The 21,810-nt window shown below is 40.4% G+C and carries 16 protein-coding genes; 2 read left to right on the top strand and 14 right to left on the bottom strand.

Going from position 1 to position 21,810, the window contains the following annotated elements; all coding sequences use genetic code 11:
• Positions 1-33: 33 nt before the first annotated feature.
• The 3 genes from G3352_RS13430 to lpdA are packed head-to-tail and all read right to left on the bottom strand — an operon-like array spanning position 34 to position 3,255.
• Positions 34-1,206, bottom strand: a complete 1,173-nt coding sequence (locus tag G3352_RS13430) for an ABC transporter permease (RefSeq protein WP_163757158.1) — start codon at positions 1,204-1,206, stop codon at positions 34-36.
• Positions 1,190-1,822, bottom strand: a complete 633-nt coding sequence (locus G3352_RS13425; protein ID WP_163757156.1) for a biotin/lipoyl-containing protein — start codon at positions 1,820-1,822, stop codon at positions 1,190-1,192. Before G3352_RS13425 ends, G3352_RS13430 begins: the two co-directional genes overlap by 17 nt.
• Before the next feature lie 35 nt (positions 1,823-1,857).
• Positions 1,858-3,255 carry a dihydrolipoyl dehydrogenase gene (lpdA, locus tag G3352_RS13420; RefSeq protein WP_163757154.1) on the bottom strand — a complete coding sequence of 466 codons (1,398 nt, stop codon included), beginning with the start codon at positions 3,253-3,255 and terminating at the stop codon, positions 1,858-1,860.
• A 201-nt stretch (positions 3,256-3,456) separates the two neighbouring features.
• Here lpdA and G3352_RS13415 point away from each other — a divergent pair, with 201 nt between their 5' ends.
• Positions 3,457-4,032, top strand: a complete 576-nt coding sequence (locus G3352_RS13415) for a TetR/AcrR family transcriptional regulator (protein WP_163757152.1) — start codon at positions 3,457-3,459, stop codon at positions 4,030-4,032.
• Between the two features lie 204 nt (positions 4,033-4,236).
• On the opposite strand, the gene G3352_RS13410 is transcribed toward G3352_RS13415, so the two are convergent.
• The 4 genes from G3352_RS13410 to G3352_RS13395 form a co-directional block, all read right to left on the bottom strand.
• Positions 4,237-4,944, bottom strand: a complete 708-nt coding sequence (locus tag G3352_RS13410) for a DNA alkylation repair protein (RefSeq protein ID WP_163757150.1) — start codon at positions 4,942-4,944, stop codon at positions 4,237-4,239.
• Positions 4,945-5,142: 198 nt separating this feature from the next.
• Complete coding sequence (locus G3352_RS13405) at positions 5,143-8,508, bottom strand: HEAT repeat domain-containing protein (RefSeq protein ID WP_205524861.1); 3,366 nt, start codon at positions 8,506-8,508, stop codon at positions 5,143-5,145.
• Positions 8,509-8,786: 278 nt separating this feature from the next.
• The gene (locus G3352_RS13400) at positions 8,787-9,947 is read right to left on the bottom strand and encodes a cobalamin-independent methionine synthase II family protein (RefSeq protein ID WP_163757148.1); all 1,161 of its coding nucleotides are present in this window, start codon (positions 9,945-9,947) and stop codon (positions 8,787-8,789) included.
• 111 nt (positions 9,948-10,058) lie between these two features.
• Positions 10,059-10,628: an SF0329 family protein gene (locus G3352_RS13395; protein WP_076291621.1), complete on the bottom strand. Its 570-nt coding sequence runs from the start codon at positions 10,626-10,628 to the stop codon at positions 10,059-10,061.
• 280 nt (positions 10,629-10,908) lie between these two features.
• Here G3352_RS13395 and G3352_RS13390 point away from each other — a divergent pair, with 280 nt between their 5' ends.
• Complete coding sequence (locus G3352_RS13390; protein ID WP_240343065.1) at positions 10,909-11,961, top strand: ankyrin repeat domain-containing protein; 1,053 nt, start codon at positions 10,909-10,911, stop codon at positions 11,959-11,961.
• A 197-nt stretch (positions 11,962-12,158) separates the two neighbouring features.
• Here G3352_RS13390 and G3352_RS13385 read toward each other — a convergent pair whose 3' ends face one another.
• From G3352_RS13385 to G3352_RS13355, 7 genes are all read right to left on the bottom strand, one after another.
• A complete protein-coding gene (locus G3352_RS13385; protein WP_163757145.1) occupies positions 12,159-13,136 on the bottom strand; it encodes a tRNA dihydrouridine synthase in 978 nt (325 codons plus the stop codon).
• A gap of 291 nt (positions 13,137-13,427) precedes the next feature.
• Positions 13,428-14,489 (bottom strand): HNH endonuclease, encoded by a 1,062-nt coding sequence (locus G3352_RS13380; RefSeq protein ID WP_163757143.1) that lies wholly within the window; start codon positions 14,487-14,489, stop codon positions 13,428-13,430.
• A complete protein-coding gene (locus G3352_RS13375; RefSeq protein WP_163757141.1) occupies positions 14,482-16,017 on the bottom strand; it encodes an AAA family ATPase in 1,536 nt (511 codons plus the stop codon). The genes G3352_RS13380 and G3352_RS13375 overlap by 8 nt, the downstream gene beginning before the upstream one ends.
• Before the next feature lie 513 nt (positions 16,018-16,530).
• Positions 16,531-17,433: a hypothetical protein gene (locus tag G3352_RS13370; protein ID WP_205524860.1), complete on the bottom strand. Its 903-nt coding sequence runs from the start codon at positions 17,431-17,433 to the stop codon at positions 16,531-16,533.
• A gap of 477 nt (positions 17,434-17,910) precedes the next feature.
• Complete coding sequence (locus G3352_RS13365; protein ID WP_163757137.1) at positions 17,911-19,785, bottom strand: DUF3732 domain-containing protein; 1,875 nt, start codon at positions 19,783-19,785, stop codon at positions 17,911-17,913.
• Positions 19,782-20,246, bottom strand: a complete 465-nt coding sequence (locus tag G3352_RS13360; RefSeq protein WP_163757135.1) for a three component ABC system middle component — start codon at positions 20,244-20,246, stop codon at positions 19,782-19,784. Before G3352_RS13360 ends, G3352_RS13365 begins: the two co-directional genes overlap by 4 nt.
• Positions 20,215-21,477: a hypothetical protein gene (locus G3352_RS13355; protein WP_163757133.1), complete on the bottom strand. Its 1,263-nt coding sequence runs from the start codon at positions 21,475-21,477 to the stop codon at positions 20,215-20,217. Before G3352_RS13355 ends, G3352_RS13360 begins: the two co-directional genes overlap by 32 nt.
• Between the last annotated feature and the right edge of the window lie 333 nt (positions 21,478-21,810).

The following is a 21,810-nucleotide window of genomic DNA, read 5'->3' as shown; positions in this document are numbered from 1 at the left end:
GTCTGTTTTTCGATTCACTGCTTATCTTTTCAATTAACCGCTGTTCGGCAACATATCTGCATTCAACAGGGGTTCACGGCTGGGAGACACTTTGCTCCCTTCACGCAAAAACATTAACCCCATGAACAAGGACACAACACCAATAATAATTAGCAATGCCCCCAACTCCTGACTGTAGGCTGTAAGCGCTCCGTCCCGAAAAGCCATTCCACGAATCAGGCGGTTAAGCCAGTTCATGGGTAGTGCCCATGCGAAAATTTGGAACGGTTCTGGAAACGCCAGCGGCGTTAGTTGAATTCCCGTTGCCAGAAAGGAGGGATACAATACAAAACTGGTTCGTAGGCTTACTTTGGATATGTCTTTGGCTGTGTATCCAATCAACATACCCAGAAGTGATAAGGCGAAGGCATAAATAACCAATGGGATGATAAAAAGATAAGGCTCCGCTTCAAAACGCATTCCCCCCACCTGCTTTAACAATCCATAGGATAGAAGCAGCGATAGGGAGCTCAACACAGCGTACGGCACACTCCTAACCCATAGCTGGAAAGGTGACCCTCCGTTTGAAAATAGCTTCCCTTCCCGGCGAAGCCGAGGTGCAATCGAGCCTGCTGCACTTGTTGTAATCATCAATACTACGATATTCACAAATCCAAGCACCATAAAACCGACATAACTGGAGGTTGGATTAAATAGCATCCTTTGCTGAAGCGAGATCGGCGACACGATTCCTTTAGCTGTTTCTGCATCCATCCCTTTCTGGATCAGTCGTGTCATGGAAAGGGTCATATTTTCCGTCTGGATGATCTCCTGAATCGCGGTCCGGATTCCGGTTAGCCCCGAGGGCATTGCGTTATCCATCAAGATGCCGATATTCGTCGATTTTCCCTGTTGTTGACGTAATCCCAATTGATTGGGAAGCATAATGACAGCTACTGCCTGCTCGTTGACAAGTAATGTTTCCGGACTCATTCGGCTCGCATATACGCTTTTGACGCTCATATATTGCGAGGCATTTATTTTGGAGATCAACTGCCGTGAATATTCGCTATGATCCTCATCAATGACCACAACTGGCGATTTGCTAATTTGATTCTGCGAGAACATTAAACCAAAGAATAGGGCTGCAATAAGCGGGCCGATAAAAATCAATCGAACATACTTACTTCCCGATACGTACTTCCACTCGTCAATCAGTGATTTCATCAAGTTTCACCTCTGCTGTCATCCCAGGAAGTAAATCAGCATTCGAATCCATCGATATTCGGACCAAAAACATACTTAGATCGGCTTGCCCCTTTTCCCGTGACATGCGCAAGCTCGCAAATTGTGGCGCAGATGAGATGGACGTAACCACCCCGCTCACCTGTGTTGGCTGATCCAAATACGGAAAATGAACATCAATGGCTTGATTCACTTCAAGCTTTTGAATTTCACTCTCCTGTATGTAAAGGTCCGTATAGTAATTATTCTTTTGCAGAACTGCCAGCGGCACGCCTACTTGTACTTGATCTCCCTGCTTTACAGCAACTCGGTCGACCAAACCATCATACGGTGCGAGTACATCCACATCTCCTTCCCCAGCTGATTTCACTTTGAAAAGCACCTCTCCCTCTTTCACGGAGTCACCTGCAGACGCACCCGCCTCTACAATTGCCCCAGAACTATTCTGATAAAACAATGTCGTTTGCTCTGCCTCAAGCATGCCTTGTTTCCTGCTCTCGGCCTGACTTACAGCATCCTTCCCTTTAACAGCCAGAAGTGAACCTCCAACAATGAGCACCATTGCAATTCCGATATACAAACCTGCTTTTAACTTCATCCTTTTTCTCTCCCATTCCCAATCCTCGTGTATGGTTAAATTTGTTGACTATTTTTCTTTTTCATTTTGGTGACCGCGTTCTCGGCAGCCTCCATGATCACTTCTCCCAACGTGGGATGAGGGTGAATCGTCATGGCCAGATCCTCTACGGTTGCGCCCATCTCAATTGCAAGCGCAAGCTCCGATATCAGTGTGGATGCCTCCACGCCAACAATTTGCGCACCAATAACAATTCCTGAGGTAGGATCAGCCACTATTTTCACAAATCCTTCGGTTTCCCTTAATGCCAATGCTCTTCCGTTGATCCCAAAAGAAGATTTTCCGATAATCACCGGAATGGCCTGTGCTTTGGCTTCCGTCTCACTTACTCCAACACTGGATAGCTCTGGTTCAGAAAAGACAACAAGCGGAATCACCTTGTAATCGACTTTGGAGGTAAGACCCGCAATGGCCTCCGCTGCTACTTTGGCTTCGTAGGATGCCTTGTGAGCGAGTGCCGGACCAGCCGTAATATCTCCAATGGCATAAATGTGCGGGATAACCGTTCTGCACTGTTCATCCGTCTCAACCAGTCCCTTGTTTGTTACAGGCAAACCTATGCGTTCCAGTCCTAACTGGCCGTCTGTATTGGGTTTCCTGCCGATTGTGACCAATACATATTCCGCTGTAACCTGGTGCTGCTCTTGATTTTTGGAATAATGCAGTGTAATGGAATCAGCCTTCTGCTCCACCTTTTCAGCAATCGCTCCGGTTACGATGTGGATGCCATCCGCCTTCAATTGTTTGACTACAGGGGCAGCAAGTTCCGCCTCGAATCCGGGCAATACTTGCGCTCCTCCCTCCAGAATTGTCACCTTTGTTCCGAATTTGGCATACATCTGTCCAAGCTCCACACCAATATACCCTCCGCCGATCACAACCAGACTACTCGGAACCTCCTGCAGAGACAGTGCTTCTGTGGAAGACAAGATACGACCTCCAACTGGAAATGCTGGCAGCTCAATTGGACGAGACCCCGTTGCCAGTATGAGGTTTTTAAAAGAAATGCTTTGCTCCTGTCCAGCTTGCTGGATCATCGCTGTGTGCTCATCCACCAGACTGGCCTCGCCTTCGAGTATGGTCACATTCGCAGTCTTTAACAAATAGTGGACGCCACCTGCCTGTTTATTCACAACCCCCTGCTTAAAATGCTGAGCAATCTTAAATGTCGCTGCCGCGTCAGCTTGATTGAACTGTCTGAACAAATTATAGCGATGTGATTCCGCAATTAATGCTTTGGATGGTATACAACCCACATGCGTGCAAACCCCGCCTAGCTGTTGACGTTCGACGATTGCCGTCTTCATCCCCAGCTGTGAAGAACGAAGCGCCGCCACATATCCACCCGGACCTGATCCAATAACTAACGTATCTACAGATTCAAGCTTACTCATGTCCTGATACCTCCCGATTTGCAGCCGATTTAAAATATGATGACCGTAATATATTATAACCATCATATTTTAAGGCAGTCAACAACCGTATTTGGCCCTTTTGTAAATCAAAAGATATCCAGTCGCCAAATTGACAGGCTTTATTATGATGACTATAATATTTTGATAAAGCAGAATGATGAAATTATGGAGTGAATGATAATGCCCTATCCCAAAGGCCATAAAATAAAAGTACGAGGTAAAATTGTTGAAAGTGCGGCTCGGGCTTTTCGCACCAACGGTATTCAAGATGTCAGTGTACCGTTCATTATGAAGGGTGCCGGATTAACTCATGGAGGGTTTTATTCACACTTTGACAACAAGGAACAGTTGGTCGCCGAAGCCTGTGAATATGCCATTTGCGATACCATCGCACTTCTTCAGAAAGTCGCGGATCAGGAAGAGCAGAATCCCAAAATTAATACAGTCATCGATTATTATCTCAGTCCCTATCACCGCGACAAAACGGAAATGAGCTGCATATTCCCTGCCCTTTCCGGCGAAATATCCCGCTCCTCTGAAGAGGTTCGGCAGGTATTCACTCATGAACTGGAGCGGATGATCTCTTTTATCTCCAATCTGGCTGAGATCGATGTGTCCAAAGGTCGTGCATTGTTCAGTACAATGGTTGGCTCACTTGTACTTTCACGCTCCGTTAGTGATCCTGAGCTTAGCGACAGCTTTCTCTCGGCGGGCAGGCAGCAAGCGAAAGAAATGGTTAAACGGAACGATATGTAGAGGTTTCGGGCTTTTATACGATACGTAGCTTTGAGGTTGTTTCATTTTGTTTTCAAGCTGAAAACACAAGTAGACCGCCCACCTTTGTGAAGGTTGCGGTCTACTTGATCGTGTATCCTTTTGTTAAGCCTACCGCCCTTAAAAGCGGCTATTTCATTAGAGAGATATGCTCCATATGATAGAAATGACAATACGGCGATAATTTCAGCATCTTACATATTTACGCTTGAACCCCGTCCGCCCTTTATCCACTGCCTTTTGGATATTTTCAGAGGCATTCAGCAGCTTGCTCTTGGGCATGTTCTTGTTCACTTCGACAGGTCCCACAGCCTTGGCTGTTTCCACCGCCTGATCATGCAACGGTTGATAGGAGGTCGCGACGGTATACAGGAAGTTGTTCATCGAATATTTCGTTCGTTCCGGAGATTCGTGAATCGTGTTTTTCACCAGTTTGAGCATCTCCATCATTTTATTCTCCGAAAATTCAGCATCCTTCCGGCTTCCGAGCAGCCAGCAGTAACAGCTCCATCCCGCTGACATTCTCAGTTCATCACCACTAGCAATCCATGCGTCAGCGACCTCTTGCGCAATATCTGTCTCGGCCAACGTCACAGCAACGATATAATCGGAGATCATGAAAAAATAAGCGGCATCGATCCAACGATCGAAATCAGCTGGCGTCATCGCTTGGGGATCGGCAATCACTCCCGCAAAGTACATCGCATCATAATTCCCCGTAGCGTATAATTGCTCCGCCAAAGGTTGATCCTTTTTGATCTGCTTCGCCATCGGTTTCATCGCCCCGGTTGCCACGCCAAATAGCGGTTCATGCGCACCGTTGGAGATGTAAATTTTTTTCGTTCGATCTTTACCGAGCGCCTCAAGCTCCTGCATCACTTCTTCAACGTTCATGAATAACACCCCTTTTTATATTACTTACTCGCCAGATGATCCGTACAACAAATTCGCTCTCATTGTATCACAGCTTCTTCCCGTGCTTCTCATCCAGATTCTCCTAAAGCGCCATAATCGCAGATCTGAAATGAGCTAATTATCGAGTAATAAAATGGCAGTACAGAATACTTTCTGTACCGCACTGTTCAATTATGCTTATTCAAGAGTTGTCCATATATCCAAAGCCATCAGACGGACAGCTTCCTGCTCATGGGTTCGATATACTCTTAAACGATCCGTACAGTCCTCATTCCATAATAATGCCTCACCGGCGATCTTCAACAGACATAGCCCTATACGGAAAGCGGCCATGTGAGGCCGAGCATTCAACTGTTCCACCATCTGAAGGAGGTCTTCCGGCTTCCAGTACCCTTTGCTTGCATTCACGACACGACTGACCTTCCGGTTCACAAAATCCAATACATACGGCTGTCTGTTCACTATGCCAATGACAGGGTCCAAGCCGCCTATCGCCAGGTCCGCCTTGCTCCAGTCTATCATAGCCAGATGCAACCGGATTACCGCCAGCTTCATGGTTTCATCAGAATTGAGACATGTAATGATACCCGTATACAAATGAACAAGCATTTTCCTTTCCGTCAGAGACAACGAGGTTAACTTGTCGATCAGTGCGAGCAAACGCTGCCGTTGCGGCAGATCTCTCTCATTCCCCGCATTCCATTCGTCTATCGTTTCTGTGGCAGCCAGTTGTCTGCAAACCTCGATCACCTGTTCGTTTGTTTTGCCTTCCGAGCAAGCTGCAATAAGGGTGTCCAGCGCTGCCTTCCATCGGGTACTATCCTGAAAATCAAGCAGTGTGCTACTGGCACAAGTGGCGATTACTTCTTCATTCCCGTTCAACCACGAGATCATGGAGCGAAAAGCCTCTCTGGCTACAATCGGATCTGCATGGCCTGCGATCCCTGTAATCCATCTCAAATACCTTGGACGCGATTCCAGCGGAAGTTCGCTGGGCCGCTGGTTCAACAAGCTTTGGGCAATATCCCGCTCCGAAGAGGAAGCCATCGTACTCATCATGGTCCAGCTTCGCTCATCATCCAGACATTGCCTTGCCGCATGTCCAATGGCGATAATGACGTCTTTGTGAGTATTGGGCTTCTCGTATTCCCGAACGAGGAGGGTCATGCTGTCATTGCTTTTATAAGCACCAAGCAGCCGAATGGCCTCTTTTCTGACCGTAATCTTCAGTTTCTCCCGATTTAGCAACTCCGAAAGCATCGACGTTAGCAAAACTGGACTCACCCTGCGCGCGCATCTAGGGATTGAATACATGGCAACACGAGCACGGTCTCCATCCAGATTGTCCAGTAGAACAGGAAGTGCCTTCTCCGGTTCTTCACCTAACGAATAGGCATACAGTGCCGCCTCCACGACATGCACTTCCGAATCCTGCAACAGCACCTCCAATTGTTCGGACCAGTGGTCGGGCATGCTCGCCAGCCTTCGGATCACTGCAGCGCGTTCATAGGAAGTTCGATTGGTATCGAGTGCGACTTGTTCCAGCAGGGAGGCCAGTGCTTTCTGTTGACGTGGCAGCCACCTATAAAATCCGTCACTAGCAGGCACAACATAAATGGTTTTTCCCGACAAATGCTTGCCCTTAATGACTGTTCCCGCGATGAACGGATCCAGCCACTCCTGTCGCTTCAGGTGCAAATGCCAAAACACCTCATGGAACGAGATGAAGGACGGGTCTCTGTCGAGCAACTCTCTGACTCTTTCATCCCGCGTTTCGTAAGGAGCCAGCCAATATCGGATCGCCTGAGCAGGAGCCTTCTTTGTCTTCACCAGTTCCTCCAGCAAGTGTTGTAGCTTAGGCAAACGATCAATCGCCTTACCGAAAGATTCGGCCATACGCAAGACCACAACATCGTTCTCTCGCTTGTTCGCTTCTATACCCAATGCATACAACTCATCGAACAAAACCTCAAGCGCATGATCAGGTATGCTATTCCAATCTCTCTCATACAACACGAACCGCCCATCCCGCACGACCATTCTCTTCAACGTTCTCAAACCAAACCTGAAAAGCCTGCTATCCGGCGACTGCGCATGCTCACGCAGTATGGAGAAGCCCAGTCTCTCTGTCGCATTCTTCGTCCCATATGAGGTATCTCTGGCTTCGACCACGCTGTCTGCCAGCACAGTTAGATCGTCCACATGCTGCTCGGTGAACATGGGAACAGGACAGTTCGACAGTTCGGACATCACCGTCCAACGTACCGGGTCCTGATCGTTCTTGACTCGTGTCAGGAAACGCAATGTCTCATCCATCCCCCGGCGGGATATCGCCGTGCTTCGAATAAGCCGACCATACGCCGCAGCACGTTCATCCGCATTCGATACCTGAACAGCTTGCTCCAGCTTTTCCCTCGCATGAATGATCAAACGGCGGGCTGTAATCTCAAGCGTCTGTTCCCGATCATCCCGGATGTCGCGCAATCCGAGCATGCGCGTTGCTTCCTTGTCACGCAGTTGGTGCGGTAGAACGTCCAATAACGACGTAGGAAAAATGCGTGTCCTCCGCTCATTTTCCTTATATGCCTTATCAAATATCGCTTCACGACTTGACGGTGCAAGTGTTTCCAATACTTTGGCAAGGTGTATGGGTTCGTCAATGAGTAGGGTAACCAGCGTGGTCCACTGGGCTGTAGTGAACCATTTTCTTTTTTTCAGAACACCGGCTGGTACCCCCTCCTCTAAGAGATAACCTCGTGTCTCCTCCCGTGTCAGCAGTTCGAAGACACTTTCAGGGCTCGTCTGGATCAGGACACCCAATTGCTGCTTAATCACAGGATGTATCGTATCGAATGGTCCATATTTGAGCGCATATTCCAGCACGATCGCTGGTCTGGATTCACTCAGCTTCTCCACCGCCGAAGAAAGTGTCCACCATACGCTATTTCTTCCACGTTGTGTCGCGCTTTGCAGAGCATGCTCCAGATATATTGCGACCAGATCAGGAAAACGCTTCGTAATTACCCGCCAATTGCGGAGCGCATAGCCGAGTTCCGGAAGTCTGCCGCGAACCGTCTCTTCACCGCACACGGACAGTACCAAAGCCGCTTCCTGTGCCCCCCAGCGAACCAGCACAAGTGGTAACAGACGCTCCGCCCAATCCTGTCTACGATGGTTCACAATGCTTTGCAATAATTGACGGCGGGAATGATAGGACATAGAAATGATTTCGGATTCAATTGAATAATCTGGATCTGTCACCACTGTAGTCAACAGTCCGGCTGCCCGACCTCTGACCCCTGCCTTGGGATGCTTCAAAGCAAGCAATACGGCATTTACATCATTTATTACACTCGCACCAGTCAATGCCAGATGTGCTTCATAGGCAGTACCGCTATCGAGTAAAGCTATAAGTAACGCAGAATACCCTGCCTGATCCGAATGCTGGTGACCCAGTTGAGCTATTTGCTTCATCCGGTCCGAGTATCCAAGCGAATCCAGTTTCTTAAGAACCCGGTCTTTTTCTAACGGTGTTTGATTCATTATTATCTTGACCCCTCTCCCTTTCACTCTATATAACCACTCAATGCATCCATGCCATTGTTTCTCATCGCAGGAGTTTGAAAGTATATAACTTCTGCGTGGGCAAGAGCTTTTCCTTTTGGATAGATGTTTCCGGGGTGGGCATAGTCCGTGGAATCGATCTCCACCTATGCTATAAAAGCCAAGCGTGTCTTCGACTATATGCAAAAAGATGACTCGCAGGTCCACCAATGGCCCTACGAGTCATCCCTATTCATTCAAGATGGTGCAATTCTAATTTAGTTGTTCCAGTATTTCTTGGCGATCTTCTGACCCTGATCAATCTTCGCCCATTGCTGAGCTTCGCTTAATTCGTTACCACCATCGCAGGATGCAAAGCCGCATTGGTGAGACAGCAGCAGTCGATCTTTATCGATGATTTTGGATGCTTCGTCCAGCAAACGAACAACACGCGCTTCATCATCGAGTGTACTCGTTTTGGAGGAAAGCAAACCTAATACGACTTCTGTTTCAGGTCTGTCCTTGAACACTTCCAACGCCTCAAGCGAACCCGCACGATCATCATCCCACTCCAGGAAGAAACGATCATATTTCAATTGCTTCAGGAACAGGTTCGCAATTTTCGCATAAGATCCACCGCCCATGTTGCGAGAATCATAGTTGCCGCGGCAATTATGTGTCCACATTTTCAAGCCCAGGCTATGACCAAAGTCAATCACTGTATTGTTAATATCAATAAATTCGGTAGCGAGACCGTGTACTTCCTCTTGATTAATATGCTCCCCTGTAAACGGAGAGTTCGGGTTGTCGTCTGCAAACAGCTCCCACAAGCAGTCATCCATTTGCAGGATTTTACCGCCTACCGCAGCGAATTCTTCCACAAATTCCTTATAAGCTTTTACAAGACCCGCTTTGAGCTCCTGAATATTCTGATAAACAGCGTCCGTACCGCCGATATTATCCGACCAGGAGAGTTCACCAAAAATATGGGATGGCGATGGAACGCAAAGTTTCGTTTGCTGGTCACCCGCCGTGTCTTGCAATTGTTTAAACAGTTGAATGAAATGATGATTTTTACCGCTCAATTCGCCCGTTATGCGCAGGCCAATATCTTTACGTGTTTCATATTTTGAAGATCCATCGACATCACGGAAAAAATAGCCATGGTCTGCAATATAACGCTCAACTCCACCAAAGCCCCAAACAAAATCCAGATGCCACATCGATTTGGAGAACTCTCCATCTGTAATAATCGACAGGTCATGCTCGATTTCTTTTTTCACCACTTGTTTGATGGCCTCAGTCTCGCATTTTTCATAACCTTCAAAACTTTCATAGAATGGATATTTGATATCATCACGATGTTCAATTTGCGTTTTATATGTCAGCAGCTCATCAGGACGCAACAAACTACCTACGATCTGGAACTTATCAGTCATGTCAAAAACCCCCTCGTTGTATACCATTATCATATCATGCAGAACGAGGTTGGCTGAGATACTTAAATGCCATAACTAGTTATAGTTAAAAGCTATAGCAATATATCAATTTCACACCGTCCTGCGCCGTATTTCATAAAAATACTGCACAGCCGGATGCTTCATTTTAATCGAATCAGACATGTTCAGAATTCGTTTCTTGCCAACACGTCTGTCCACCAAAGCCAGAATATTGAACAGAATCTCCTTGCTCTCCAGATTATCCTCTATGGAAGTGGACAAAAACGTAGTCGCTGCTGCTGTAAAATTCGTTTTACTTAACGCGGTTTGTGCCAGCAACAGCTCTTTGGCATGTACGGAGACTTTTCTGCTTCTTGCCATGACTTGAAGACGGTCCTCCGGAACGTTCCCTTTGGTTTCGTTTCGAATAGCTTCAATCTCTTCATCACTTACAGATATCACGATATTGGGATCATTCTTAATCTCCTGATCGGAATGATACCAACGGATTGGTGAAGTTGTGTCCCCCATATTGAGGATATTCTTCTGATCCACGGTCAGATAACAACTACCTGATTTATCAGGTGAATAGCGATAGCTGGTCGCCCGGTAATCTACTTTTCCAACCAGCGCAGGACTAAGAAAACTTTCTAGCTGTTGCTTTAATTTACTCCAGGACATAGATCCTCCTATTCTCAAAAGCCTGCTGCCTCATCTAAGGCAATCAGTTCAAAACGATATTGATTTAAATTATAACATAGCACAACGAACAGACATCCTGGATTGATCTATCCAGCCCTTAAAATCAAAACTCCTATTATTGGTTTTCCACTTCTGGATATGATAAACTTGCTGGAAATTATCTGTAATCTATTAAACTATCATTTGTCTGTCAATTGAGAAGATCTTCACCTGCCTTCAGAAGTCGATGATGCTATCCACAAAGGAGAGGAAGAGTTTAATGATTAAGGAGACAACGTTACCTGCTCATATGGAAAAACTCATTAAAGATAATGATATGGTTGCCGTAAAAGAGGTCTTCGAGCAATGCGAATGGAATGCCCGCGGGGGCTATAGCAAAGGTACGGCCCTCAGCTTTCGGCATATTTCCGATGAATTGGTTCGCTGGCTGGTAGAACAAGGGGCAGATATCAACGCACGTGACAATTATCAACGCACGCCATTACATGCCCATGCTTCGCACTGGTCAGGAAATGTAGCCTTGTTCCTTGAATTAGGTGCGGATCTGGAAGCTGTGGACTACCAAAATGAAACACCATTACACGCAGCGGTCAATGCGTATAGAACCGAAGTGGTACAAGAATTGGTAGCCCGAGGTGCTGATATCAATGTAGTCAATCAAAGAGGCAATACTCCGTTAGCCAAAGGATTAATGAATAGCCGAAATAGCGATATTGTCAGTATGTCGAAGATTTCCGCGATTCTGCTGGATGCCGGAGCAACAGTCACCCCGGAAATGAAAGAGTCCGTGAAGCGAATTGGCAAGGATTTTGAATTTGTCCGTGAGAAGTTCAATAAGGACAAGGTAGATGAAGTTTCAGACGCACTGAGCAAGCTCTATCAACAATTTGATGTCGAGCCGGTAGCAAGTCGGATGATGCACGATGGAACAGCTCCCATTCAGGTAAAAGCAACCACTTGGCCCAAACAGCATCAGGAGCTGTGGGAGTATCTCATCCCGGCCCAAGGACATGCCCAAACGGTTCAGGGAGAAGTCATCCGCATCACAGGACGTGTGTCCCATGAAGTATTGGATAATGGCGGTGGAAACTGGGATGAGCCGTATCGCAACATGCTGGATGCGCTGATTCGCCATCTGGGATCTGGTACGCCATTAGCCCCGGCACTTCTTCAAGAAGCAACAGACTTGGCCCACAGGCTTCGCCATGGATCGAATTATGATGCGCCTGCCCGATTAAGTGAGCTGGCGGTGTTATGGGTGCTGGATAATCCTCAACCCATTGCTATGGAGAAGCCGGAGTATACGCGTTAACATCTTCAGTAGAATCGGAAACGGCTCCGATGTTCCCTAAATCGCGTAAATGGATGAAGTGCAGTAGACCTTTACCGCTAAAACCACATTAACAGCAAAAAAGAAGCGGAAGAGCTACCGCTTCTTTTTTGCTGTTAAATCTAATCTACCTGGATCATACTCCGTATCCATGATTACAACCATTCGTGTTCTTCGTCCTACTCTGTCTCCGCATGTTCCTGACTTCCGAACTCATCGAGCAATTCGCGTACTCTAGTCGTTGTTTTGGCGTTCATCAAGCTGTTTCTCAGCTCACTTGCCCCGCGGAATCCACGGACGTAGATTTTGAAAAAGCGGGCCAGCGGGCTGAACGAACGCGGTTCAAGCTCTGAATATTGATCATGCAGGTCCAAGTGCAGCCGCAGCAGATGAAGGAACTCCTCTGTGGTATGTTCCCTTGGCTCCGTTTCAAAAGCAAACGGATTCTGGAAAATGCCTCGTCCAATCATAATGCCATCCACACCATACTGCTCGGCGAGTTTGAGTCCGGTCGCACGGTCAGGAATGTCTCCATTAATGGTTAGCAGCGTATTCGGTGCAATCTCGTCCCGAAGTTTCTTGATCTCCGGGATCAGCTCCCAGTGCGCATCGACCTTGCTCATTTCCTCTCTTGTACGCAGATGAATGGACAGATTCACAATGTCTTGCTGCAAAATATGAGTCAACCAGTCGCGCCATTCGTCCACCTCGGTGAACCCGAGGCGAGTTTTGACACTGACGGGCAAGCCACCAGCTTTGGCCGCCTGAATGATCTCCGCTGCAAGCGCAGGACGGCAGATCAGACCGCTTCCTTTTCCATTCTCCGCCACATTGGCGACAGGACAGCCCATATTAATATCGATGCCTTTGAAACCTTCCTTCGCCATCCCGATGCTCATCTCGCTGAAGAACTCCGGCTTGTCTCCCCAGATATGGGCCACAATCGGCTGTTCATCTTCTGTAAAAGTCAGACGCCCGCGTACACTTTTGTTCCCCTCCGGGTGACAGTAACTCTCTGTATTCGCAAACTCCGTAAAAAACACATCCGGTCTGCCCGCTTCACTTACGACATGACGAAACACAACATCCGTCACATCTTCCATCGGTGCCAGTATAAAAAATGGTCGTGGCAAATCACGCCAAAAATTTTCTTTCATATTAGAAACTCCTCTATATACCAGGACATTTCGCTATCCCGAAAATAGTAAAATAATTTATTCATTTGCTTGTGTATCATTCGATATACATGTTCATTGCTACTTCTTCACTTATACCATGTGACCGAAACGTAGTTCAAACAGCATTATATGTTAATGGCACATCAAAATGAATACATTACAACCTAAACAGGAGTAATGCTTTTCTATGGACTGGCATAAATAAAGGGATGCTGCCTCCATTATACTTTTCCTTTCGCACTATACATCTAACTCATTAAGGTTTGTATATCAGTTCATACCAAAAGCGATTGGTTTGTAACTATTTTCATTAGCTATATACAGACTAAGATCTGATAAATCTTCTTTACTCATTTGTTTAAGGTAATCTAATCTTAGCTTCGTTAAAGGCTCTATCTTTTTTTCCTTTAAAATATAATTATATTGTTCACATATTTCTTCTCTAATATTTGATTCTATTTCACCGATGGTTATATCTTTGGAGCTTTTAATCAGTTTAATTACATTACGTTGGATTTCTTCTTTTAACCTTTTTAATTTTTTTTGGCAATATCTATTGTACCTTTTTTCTATATTAAAAAGTTTGAAGAAATTCTCAATTTTCTCTCTATCTCCAACTGATATATGATCTAAAAATTCGAACTCAATAACATTATTCTTATAAGTGAAACAAAAATAATCGTCTAAGTTATTAAAATATGGATGGATTATTGGTAAATATAATTTTTCTTTTTTTATTCTATCATTACAAGCTGAACATGCTACCACTAAGTTCTTTGGATAAATTGCCAATAATGGATAACGCGCTTTAGGAATAAAGTGATCTATGGAAGCTATATCAAATTCCATATCATGAATATCGCAATATGGACAGGTACTTTCAAGAGTTATTCTTTCCCTAAATTCTTTTATTGCATTAGATTCACCAATTAAATCATTAAAAATTTTCCCGTGAATTAAATCTGTATAAAAATACTCGAATGCTTCTGTTACTTGTTTAGAATATGTGATGTTAGCATTCCACTCTAAAGAAAGAAAATTCTCATAATTATCAACAAATTCATTATACTGATCTAATAAATTTATGCCTTCATATTTCAATTCACAAATGTATTCTTTTAAATTTGTTCTAATTGCTACTTCAAAAAAACTATATATATTACTCTCTTCTTTTACCATGGTCTGCATCTTTTTCTTCAAAACGCTTGTATCAGAATCTTGTTTTACTATGAATTTAGGTTCCTCATTTACAAATTTCAGTACCTCACAGATGAAGTCATGGTAAGGACCAATTAAAATTTCCATTTCTTCTGACCACTCTACTTTATACATGTCTATCACCTTTTAATTCTTTGAATGCTTTTAGTTTTAAAAATAACTGGTACTTTATCTCGCTATCTCCAATTTGTGCATATATTTTTAAAGCTTTATCGAAATTCCCGAGTTCTAGTAACCTATCTATCACGTCTATATATTCATTAATCATCTCACCTTTAAAATCTTCAAGATCGAATATTTCAGAAAGCACTTCTTCATAATTTAAACCTAATGTTTTATCATCAATTTTGAATTGTTTGATGTCATATTTATTTTTTTTCAATCCAATAATACAGTTCTTTGTTACATCAGAAACTATTAAAGGTGAATGTGTTGCAATGATCACATGACATTTTCTATTTCCTAATAAATCTATTAATGTCTTTATGTAACCTCTTATCCATTTCGGATGTAAATGGGTTTCAGGTTCGTCAATTAAAACAATTGAATTATGGTTCACATATTCATGTAAATCAAAAAATCTCATAAACATACTAAGTTCTCCAGAACTTAACATTGAAAGTGGAATGGTATCCTTATCAAAATCAGTCTGAAACCATATATCAGATAATAAATCTATAGAAAATGACTCCATAAACTCAATATCTATTAGTAATTTTTCTTTTCCACCAGGATAATAATTAACATCTACTATTGATATTAATTTGATTTCCTTTTCCTTTTTGTATGATTCAATATTTTTTGAAGCTTTTAAGAGTATTGAAAACTTTTCCAAAATAAATATTGCTTCCGCAATGTAAAATTCGTCTTTGAAACTTATATTTTCCATCCCCCTCAAGGGTCTGTGAGGAGAAGAGAGGTACCTTTCAACTTTTTTCGGAAACATACTCCTATAACGAATGCCTAAACATCTTGAAAATTCCTCTAGTATTTCATTATATTCACATACTCGATCTTCTAGTTTTACGTCCAAGTTCACGAGATTAAAGTTATATTCTTCTTCTTTCATGACATTCAACTTTTTTATTACCTTATTTAAAGCATAATTACTTTTTATTTGATAATCTGATAATTCAAAATATATTTCTCTTTTTTCGTAACCTATATAACTCAAAATTGAGTAAACTTCTTCAAATTCATTTGAAGCAAACTTTTTCAATATACGTGTTGCTATGACTTTAACACTTTTTACATTTATATTTGCTTTTATTATAGATATATTACTATAACTATGATGATTACTCTCAATGTCTAGTTTATCAATTGGAGTATATGAGGAAACTACTATACTCGATGGAAGTTCTATAGATTCTTTATAGTCTTTTGTTTTTATATATTCATTATTATCCAATAAGTATTCCACTTTATAATTTGTTGCATCAAAGTCTTTATCTAAAGTTTTAGCAAAGCTATTGATTATTAATTGAAAAATAGTAGTTTTAGCAGTTCCATTCTCCCCAACTATTACAGAAAGCTTCATTTTCTTGTCATTCTCCAAATCCAATATATTAGATTCAGGAAATATTAATTTAAAATTTTCTAACTTCTTAAATTTATCAACTTCAATTTGCTTTATAAACATTTCCTCTCTCCTTTATTATTCGTATTTATTATAACAATTCACTAACTCTTCGAACGAACTTAACTATGGGGAATAGTTACATTAAATATATACAAACCTCAGCATCAATTATGAACTTAAACCATCCCTACAAATGGGTAGGAAGTAAAGTCTATATCAAGACTGCTCTCCTAAACTAGGAAGATGAAATTAAAAAGTTTGTCACTTTGCCTGTACTGTTCAATATCAATACCCAAAATTTAAACTGTATTTCTAATTGTAATTTTTCTTCTCCGACATTCCATATTGGGTAAATATTGATTTGGCATTACCTTTGAATCATTTATTACTTTTATCATTTATTGGACCTTCTTTTCTTGGTTAAACCATACTGGGACAAGATTATAGTCAACCAGTAAATTGTTCAGAGTATAGTTTAGTAATTTCCAACAAATGCATAGTAGCTCAAGCATCAATGGAATTAAATTATTTATGATTGCGGTAAATTGGTATGACTTAAATGACTGACCCACGCTAAGAGGCACCATCGATACTTATCCCATTGAATAGGTTAGGGTAAATATTAAATACGTATAAAATTTTACTTATATTAGTATTAGAAGTTATCGATACCAAACCGGGGATATCATTAAACTTAAAATATCGATCATTTATGCTACCTGAATATTGCTGCAATAAAAAGGATAAAAAGAATTTTTCACTTGAAGAGGTTGATTTCACTACCTTGTCTAAATGATCAAAATTTATACCAACTACGTTTGCACCCTTATCAAATGTGCTTTGCCTAATCAATATACAATCTTCAAATCTTAGTAAAGGAGTAGTAAAGATTTCTCCCCATAGTTCTTTTATAAGTTTAAATTTTGTATACTTCTGATACTTTGTTTTTAGACATAACTCAAATTCTAATAGAACTTTGGTTAAAATATCTATAAAAAACTTAGCTTTATCAAGAGAAAAGATATTATTATTTAAAGTTCTTACTCCTAGGAGATATTCTCTGTTTGACATAGTATTATCATGTGCGAGTCTATTCCTATACACTGAAACCTCTTCCATTACAGCTCTATCAAAAGGTAATTCAATTGCAATGAGACTCTGGGCTTTATTTAATAAGGCTAACGCATTACCTTTCGAAATAGATTTTATTTCCGCATTAATAATAGTATCGATTATGAAATTTGGTGAATAAATATTATCGAAAATATCCGAATGTTTAAGTTTAGGCTGCTTTTCATCTGATAGTTTTTCGGGAAAAGCTGCCAATATACGGCGTAAAACTTCACAAATGCCACTTTCAAATAAAGCGAATGAATAAACAAAAAACGCCTCGTAGTTATTATCGTCCAATTGTAAAGACATATCATTAATCTTTTTAATATTTACTTTAAGGTCATTAATTAGCTCTTCACACACAAGTATTCGCATTCTCTCTTCACTGCCCTTTATTAGAATAGTAAAATAACACAATTAATTAGAAAACTCGTCCAACTACAACTACTAAAGCATTCCCTCTTTAAACTTTAAACATAACGTTCTTGATCTCTTTAAACGCTTTTCAAACTCAAAAAAGAAAATTCACTCTTCTTCGAAGTAAGAAGAAAATCCTAGAAATAAAGTTCTATTATCAGTGTCTTAAAAATAAAATGTTATTATTTGGACTTAAATAGTTCTCTAACTGAACACACCTTGAGGGTATATGTAGTCACTTCTATTATCCATCGCCATTCCCCGGTAATTACACCGTTATATATTCCAGACCCGTGTTGAGTTTTGCACGTTGAATATACTTGTCATTTTGGCGTGGTGGCGATGTTGTCAAATTACCGCCACCATGGTTATCAGAAAATCTTTTTAGACTACTTGGCATAATTAAAAATCATAATAAAAACATTACAAAAGATCTTCCGGAATAAGAGCATTACCATCCCTAAATTCTTGATCGACTAAGATAACATTATTTAAATTGGCAGACTTCCATATTGACTCTGGAATGTGTTCAAATACTATCATCTGAAACGATTGGCCATATAATTCATTCATATGAGTTATAAAGTCGTTAAGTACGGTAAAAGCAATCGTTATTTTGGTTCTATCATCTTGTGGTATCTGTGACCATTTTTTTGTGTTTTTCTTGTTTCCTTCCTCACCGTAATATGGCCTACTAGGCTGATCAAAGATTAACAGACTTGGAACATAAGGAGCACCTTGTTTTATAATCAACTCATGTATTCCAAGCATGAAACAAAGATGCATGAACATATGATTTGAACTACTTCCTACAACAGAAGGGACAAGTGCAGTAGGTTTTTTCAACTGTAAAACCTTGGTTTTATAATCAAATACAGATTGATAATCCTTGTAGATTCCAAGTGCATTAGAAGATTTGTCTAGATATCTTTGAACCAGTTCTTCTAGCAACCTGATAACTAAACTTCTATCAATAATTTCTGTCTCAAGTTTTGATTTAAGTTGTTCAAGTTCATCTTTCTTTTTATCTAGATCCTCTTCATTGAATATCTCTTGATCTCCATGTTTAAATAACCTTAATTTAGATTTTATTTCCCCGATGAATACGAATTTTTCAATTTCTGTGTTAAAAGATTTTTTGTTTTGCGGAACTTTATCTATATCTTTTTGAATTTCATCAAGTTGCTTTGTTAATTTTTTAAGATCATCATCTAAATTTATGTCAAATGGCCTTTTGTTACTTATATCCTTCTTAATCTTATTCATTTCAGTTTCAAGAAAGTCAAGCAATTCAATAAGAATAGGATGTTGTATAAGATGTCCGTAATTTTCTCTTAGATGATCTACTGGCTTGAGACTTTCAAATGTCTCCGACTGAAGTTTTTTGAATCCACTATACTCATTTTTAAATTTATTATAACTTCTAATTTTATGCTTGATTTCATTCTTCTTTTTTTGTAATTTTTCAAGCTCCTTCATATTTTCGGAAGTATTTAAAAATTGAACATTTTCAACGACATGCTGTAAGTTACCTATATCCTCATTTAAGCTATTTGTTTCAAGTGAAATTAAATCGTATTCTTTTGCCTGTTTAACTATAGATCTTAGCTCACTATCAAATACACTATTTTCTTTTAAGATAGCATTTTTTCGTCGCTCCAATTTCAATATGTCTTTTTCTAATGTATTAATCTTGTCCTTAATTATTATGTTATTAACGGTATCAATTCCAATAGCTAGGTCAAATATTCTATGAAGGGCTTCTTTGTATTTTTCATCATTTTGTTTATCGAAGAAAACTTCACTATGGTCAATAGTATCTCCAGATTGTGTATTAAATAAAAAGAAATATCGTAGCGATATTTTACTTCCAGCCTTTAATTTTTTCCCACTGTATGGGATAGTTACATTGCTATCAATCGAAAACTCCTTTTCGATTACAGCTTTTAATTCATCTTCGGTAATGTTTGGAGTAGGCTCATTTGGAACATCACCGATTGGGGAGAAATAGTATGATGAACTTACTTTTCGATTTTCACTTAACGCCCCTCTAGCAATTACATATTGCTTATCGTTTATCTCAAATTTAAGTCCGTACCAATTGATATTTTCATTAATTTTTTCATCAGGTATTTTTGTTTTACTGGCAAAGAAACAATAATCTACAATATCAATAATTACGGACTTGCCTGTACCACTTTCACCTGTAATTACATTTATTTTGTTCTCAAAAAAGGGGATTGAACGTATCTTTTTATTTTTGAGCCACAAATTCATTTCATTAATTACGAATCTCATAATTTCACCTTCAATTGTAGGTATAGGTTCTTGTCATTGTCATTAAGAATTTCAGATAATTTTTTCCCAGCTATTGATATATGGAACGCTCTTAGTCCATACGCCTCTTTATTTATAGCAAGTTTTTTTTCTGGGTTAATAGAAATTTCAGAATTCTTTATTCTTATAAGTTCCATCTCTTTAAGTAATATGATTGAATTCACTGACAAAGTCAGAAGTGAATAGTAACGGTCGTTATAATTTGAAAAGAAATCGGGCTTTTTAATTATAAATTCCTCAAGACTACGCAAGGTAGTGTTGTTATTTTTCAAGAAATCGAGTGTGCCTTGATGCGAAATAAAAGGGAATATAAGCATTGATTTAGCGACGCTTATGGTTTGTAAATGAAAAAGCACTGAATAAATAGCTATTGCACCAATCATTTCATTATTATATAGATTCTTTGGGGGTATCATGCTCATACTTTTCCTCCCAGTCAATTCGCCACCCAATTAAGGGCTCATTGGACAACAAATAAAATTGACCATTACTCAATTCAGTATCAAGCGCTGTCTCATCAAAGACAAGTTCATTTTTTCTAACAGCGTCTAAGCACTTCAGAGCAGCCAATACGATATCCTTTTCTGAGGGCGCTGTTCCAAACATTTTTAAATCCAAATTAATTTCTCGATGGACTTCGTCATGACAATTTCTCCACCTTGCAATACAGTCATTGTTGAATTCATCGATTTGTTCCTGCACTATAAGTCCTCTATTAAGCCAATCCTTCAAATGGTTATTGATCTGTAACATAGAACTTGCAAGTCTAAGCATTTCCGAAGTTGCAGTCTTATCTAATGCTAAAATGTCAATAAGTTGTTTAATAAATACTTGTTCTTCTATCGGCTTATCAAAGTGAATGGGGTTTTTATTTATGGGTAACTTGTCATTTCTACCTTTATCAAAGTATAAATGAAAATCATGGTAAAACTCTTCAAAGCTAATTACATTTTTAACTTTCGATTTAGTATTGATGTAGTTACGTTGTCTTAAATTACTGTCCACAGCATTAAATACATCCTCAATTTTTGATTCTTTTACCTGCTTCCCTTTGATTCTGCTTTTTATTTTTAAAATCAAATCGTCTTGATCTAGTTCAAATTCAAGTTTAGTAAGAAACTTAGTAAGCCACTTTTGTGTTTGTTTTTTAAGCGATTCAACATACTTACTAATATCCTCATCAGCGGTGGTTGATTGTAATTCCTCTAAGTATCCCTTTACTTCCAAAATATTAATTGACTTCTGTTTAAAGCATTTAATTTTTTGTAGGAATTTGTTACTCTCATTACTAGCCTTGTTTGAAACGAGTATGAATGAAGTTTGCTCTATAAAAGCAAGTTGCTCATCACTTTTTGACCTCCCATCTAGCGGATCATTTATTATACTGACCCAGTTAAAAAGTGTTTTCCACAAGTCACTGTCCCGTTCAGTTAGATTAATAGCTTTTCCTGAAGCATTAGTTTGTATTGAATGTTTCAATTGCAGTAAGACTTGCGAACCATCATTCAAATCGATATGTACATCGTCTTTAACTTCAATACCTATTTTCTGGCCTTCTTCCAGATCTAGTAATAGATAAAGAAAATAATAATATTGATAATCAAAACCTATTGATTTATCTTCTGCATTTGTTTTATCCTGAAAATTTTTCAATAATACCACCTCTATCTATGCCTTTTTGATTAGATTCGACAAATTCCAATAGTTTCCTTTCTAACATCAAAAATTCAACATCAACAATACATCATTTTCCATAGTTAATTACTCCATTTTTTTAACTAAAGAATCATTTCTTAAAATCGTCTTATACATCTTGCACTTAATCCTCTGTTCAGTATGAATAAACCCTTGTAGAAAAACAGCTCAGAATTGCATTCCACCGTTGGTTACATATAAAAGAATACGCTACAAAACAGTCATCTTTCCATTTTCAGCACGAGTTTATTAGTGATTATTTGAAGCATAACTCTACCTTTCTAGTTTGCT

The sequence above is a fragment of the Paenibacillus sp. ALJ109b genome (genome assembly GCF_010747435.1).
Lineage (GTDB): Bacteria > Bacillota > Bacilli > Paenibacillales > Paenibacillaceae > Paenibacillus > Paenibacillus taichungensis.
The sequence above is the reverse complement of the archived record's forward strand: the minus strand, read 5'-3'. Positions and strand labels throughout refer to the sequence as shown.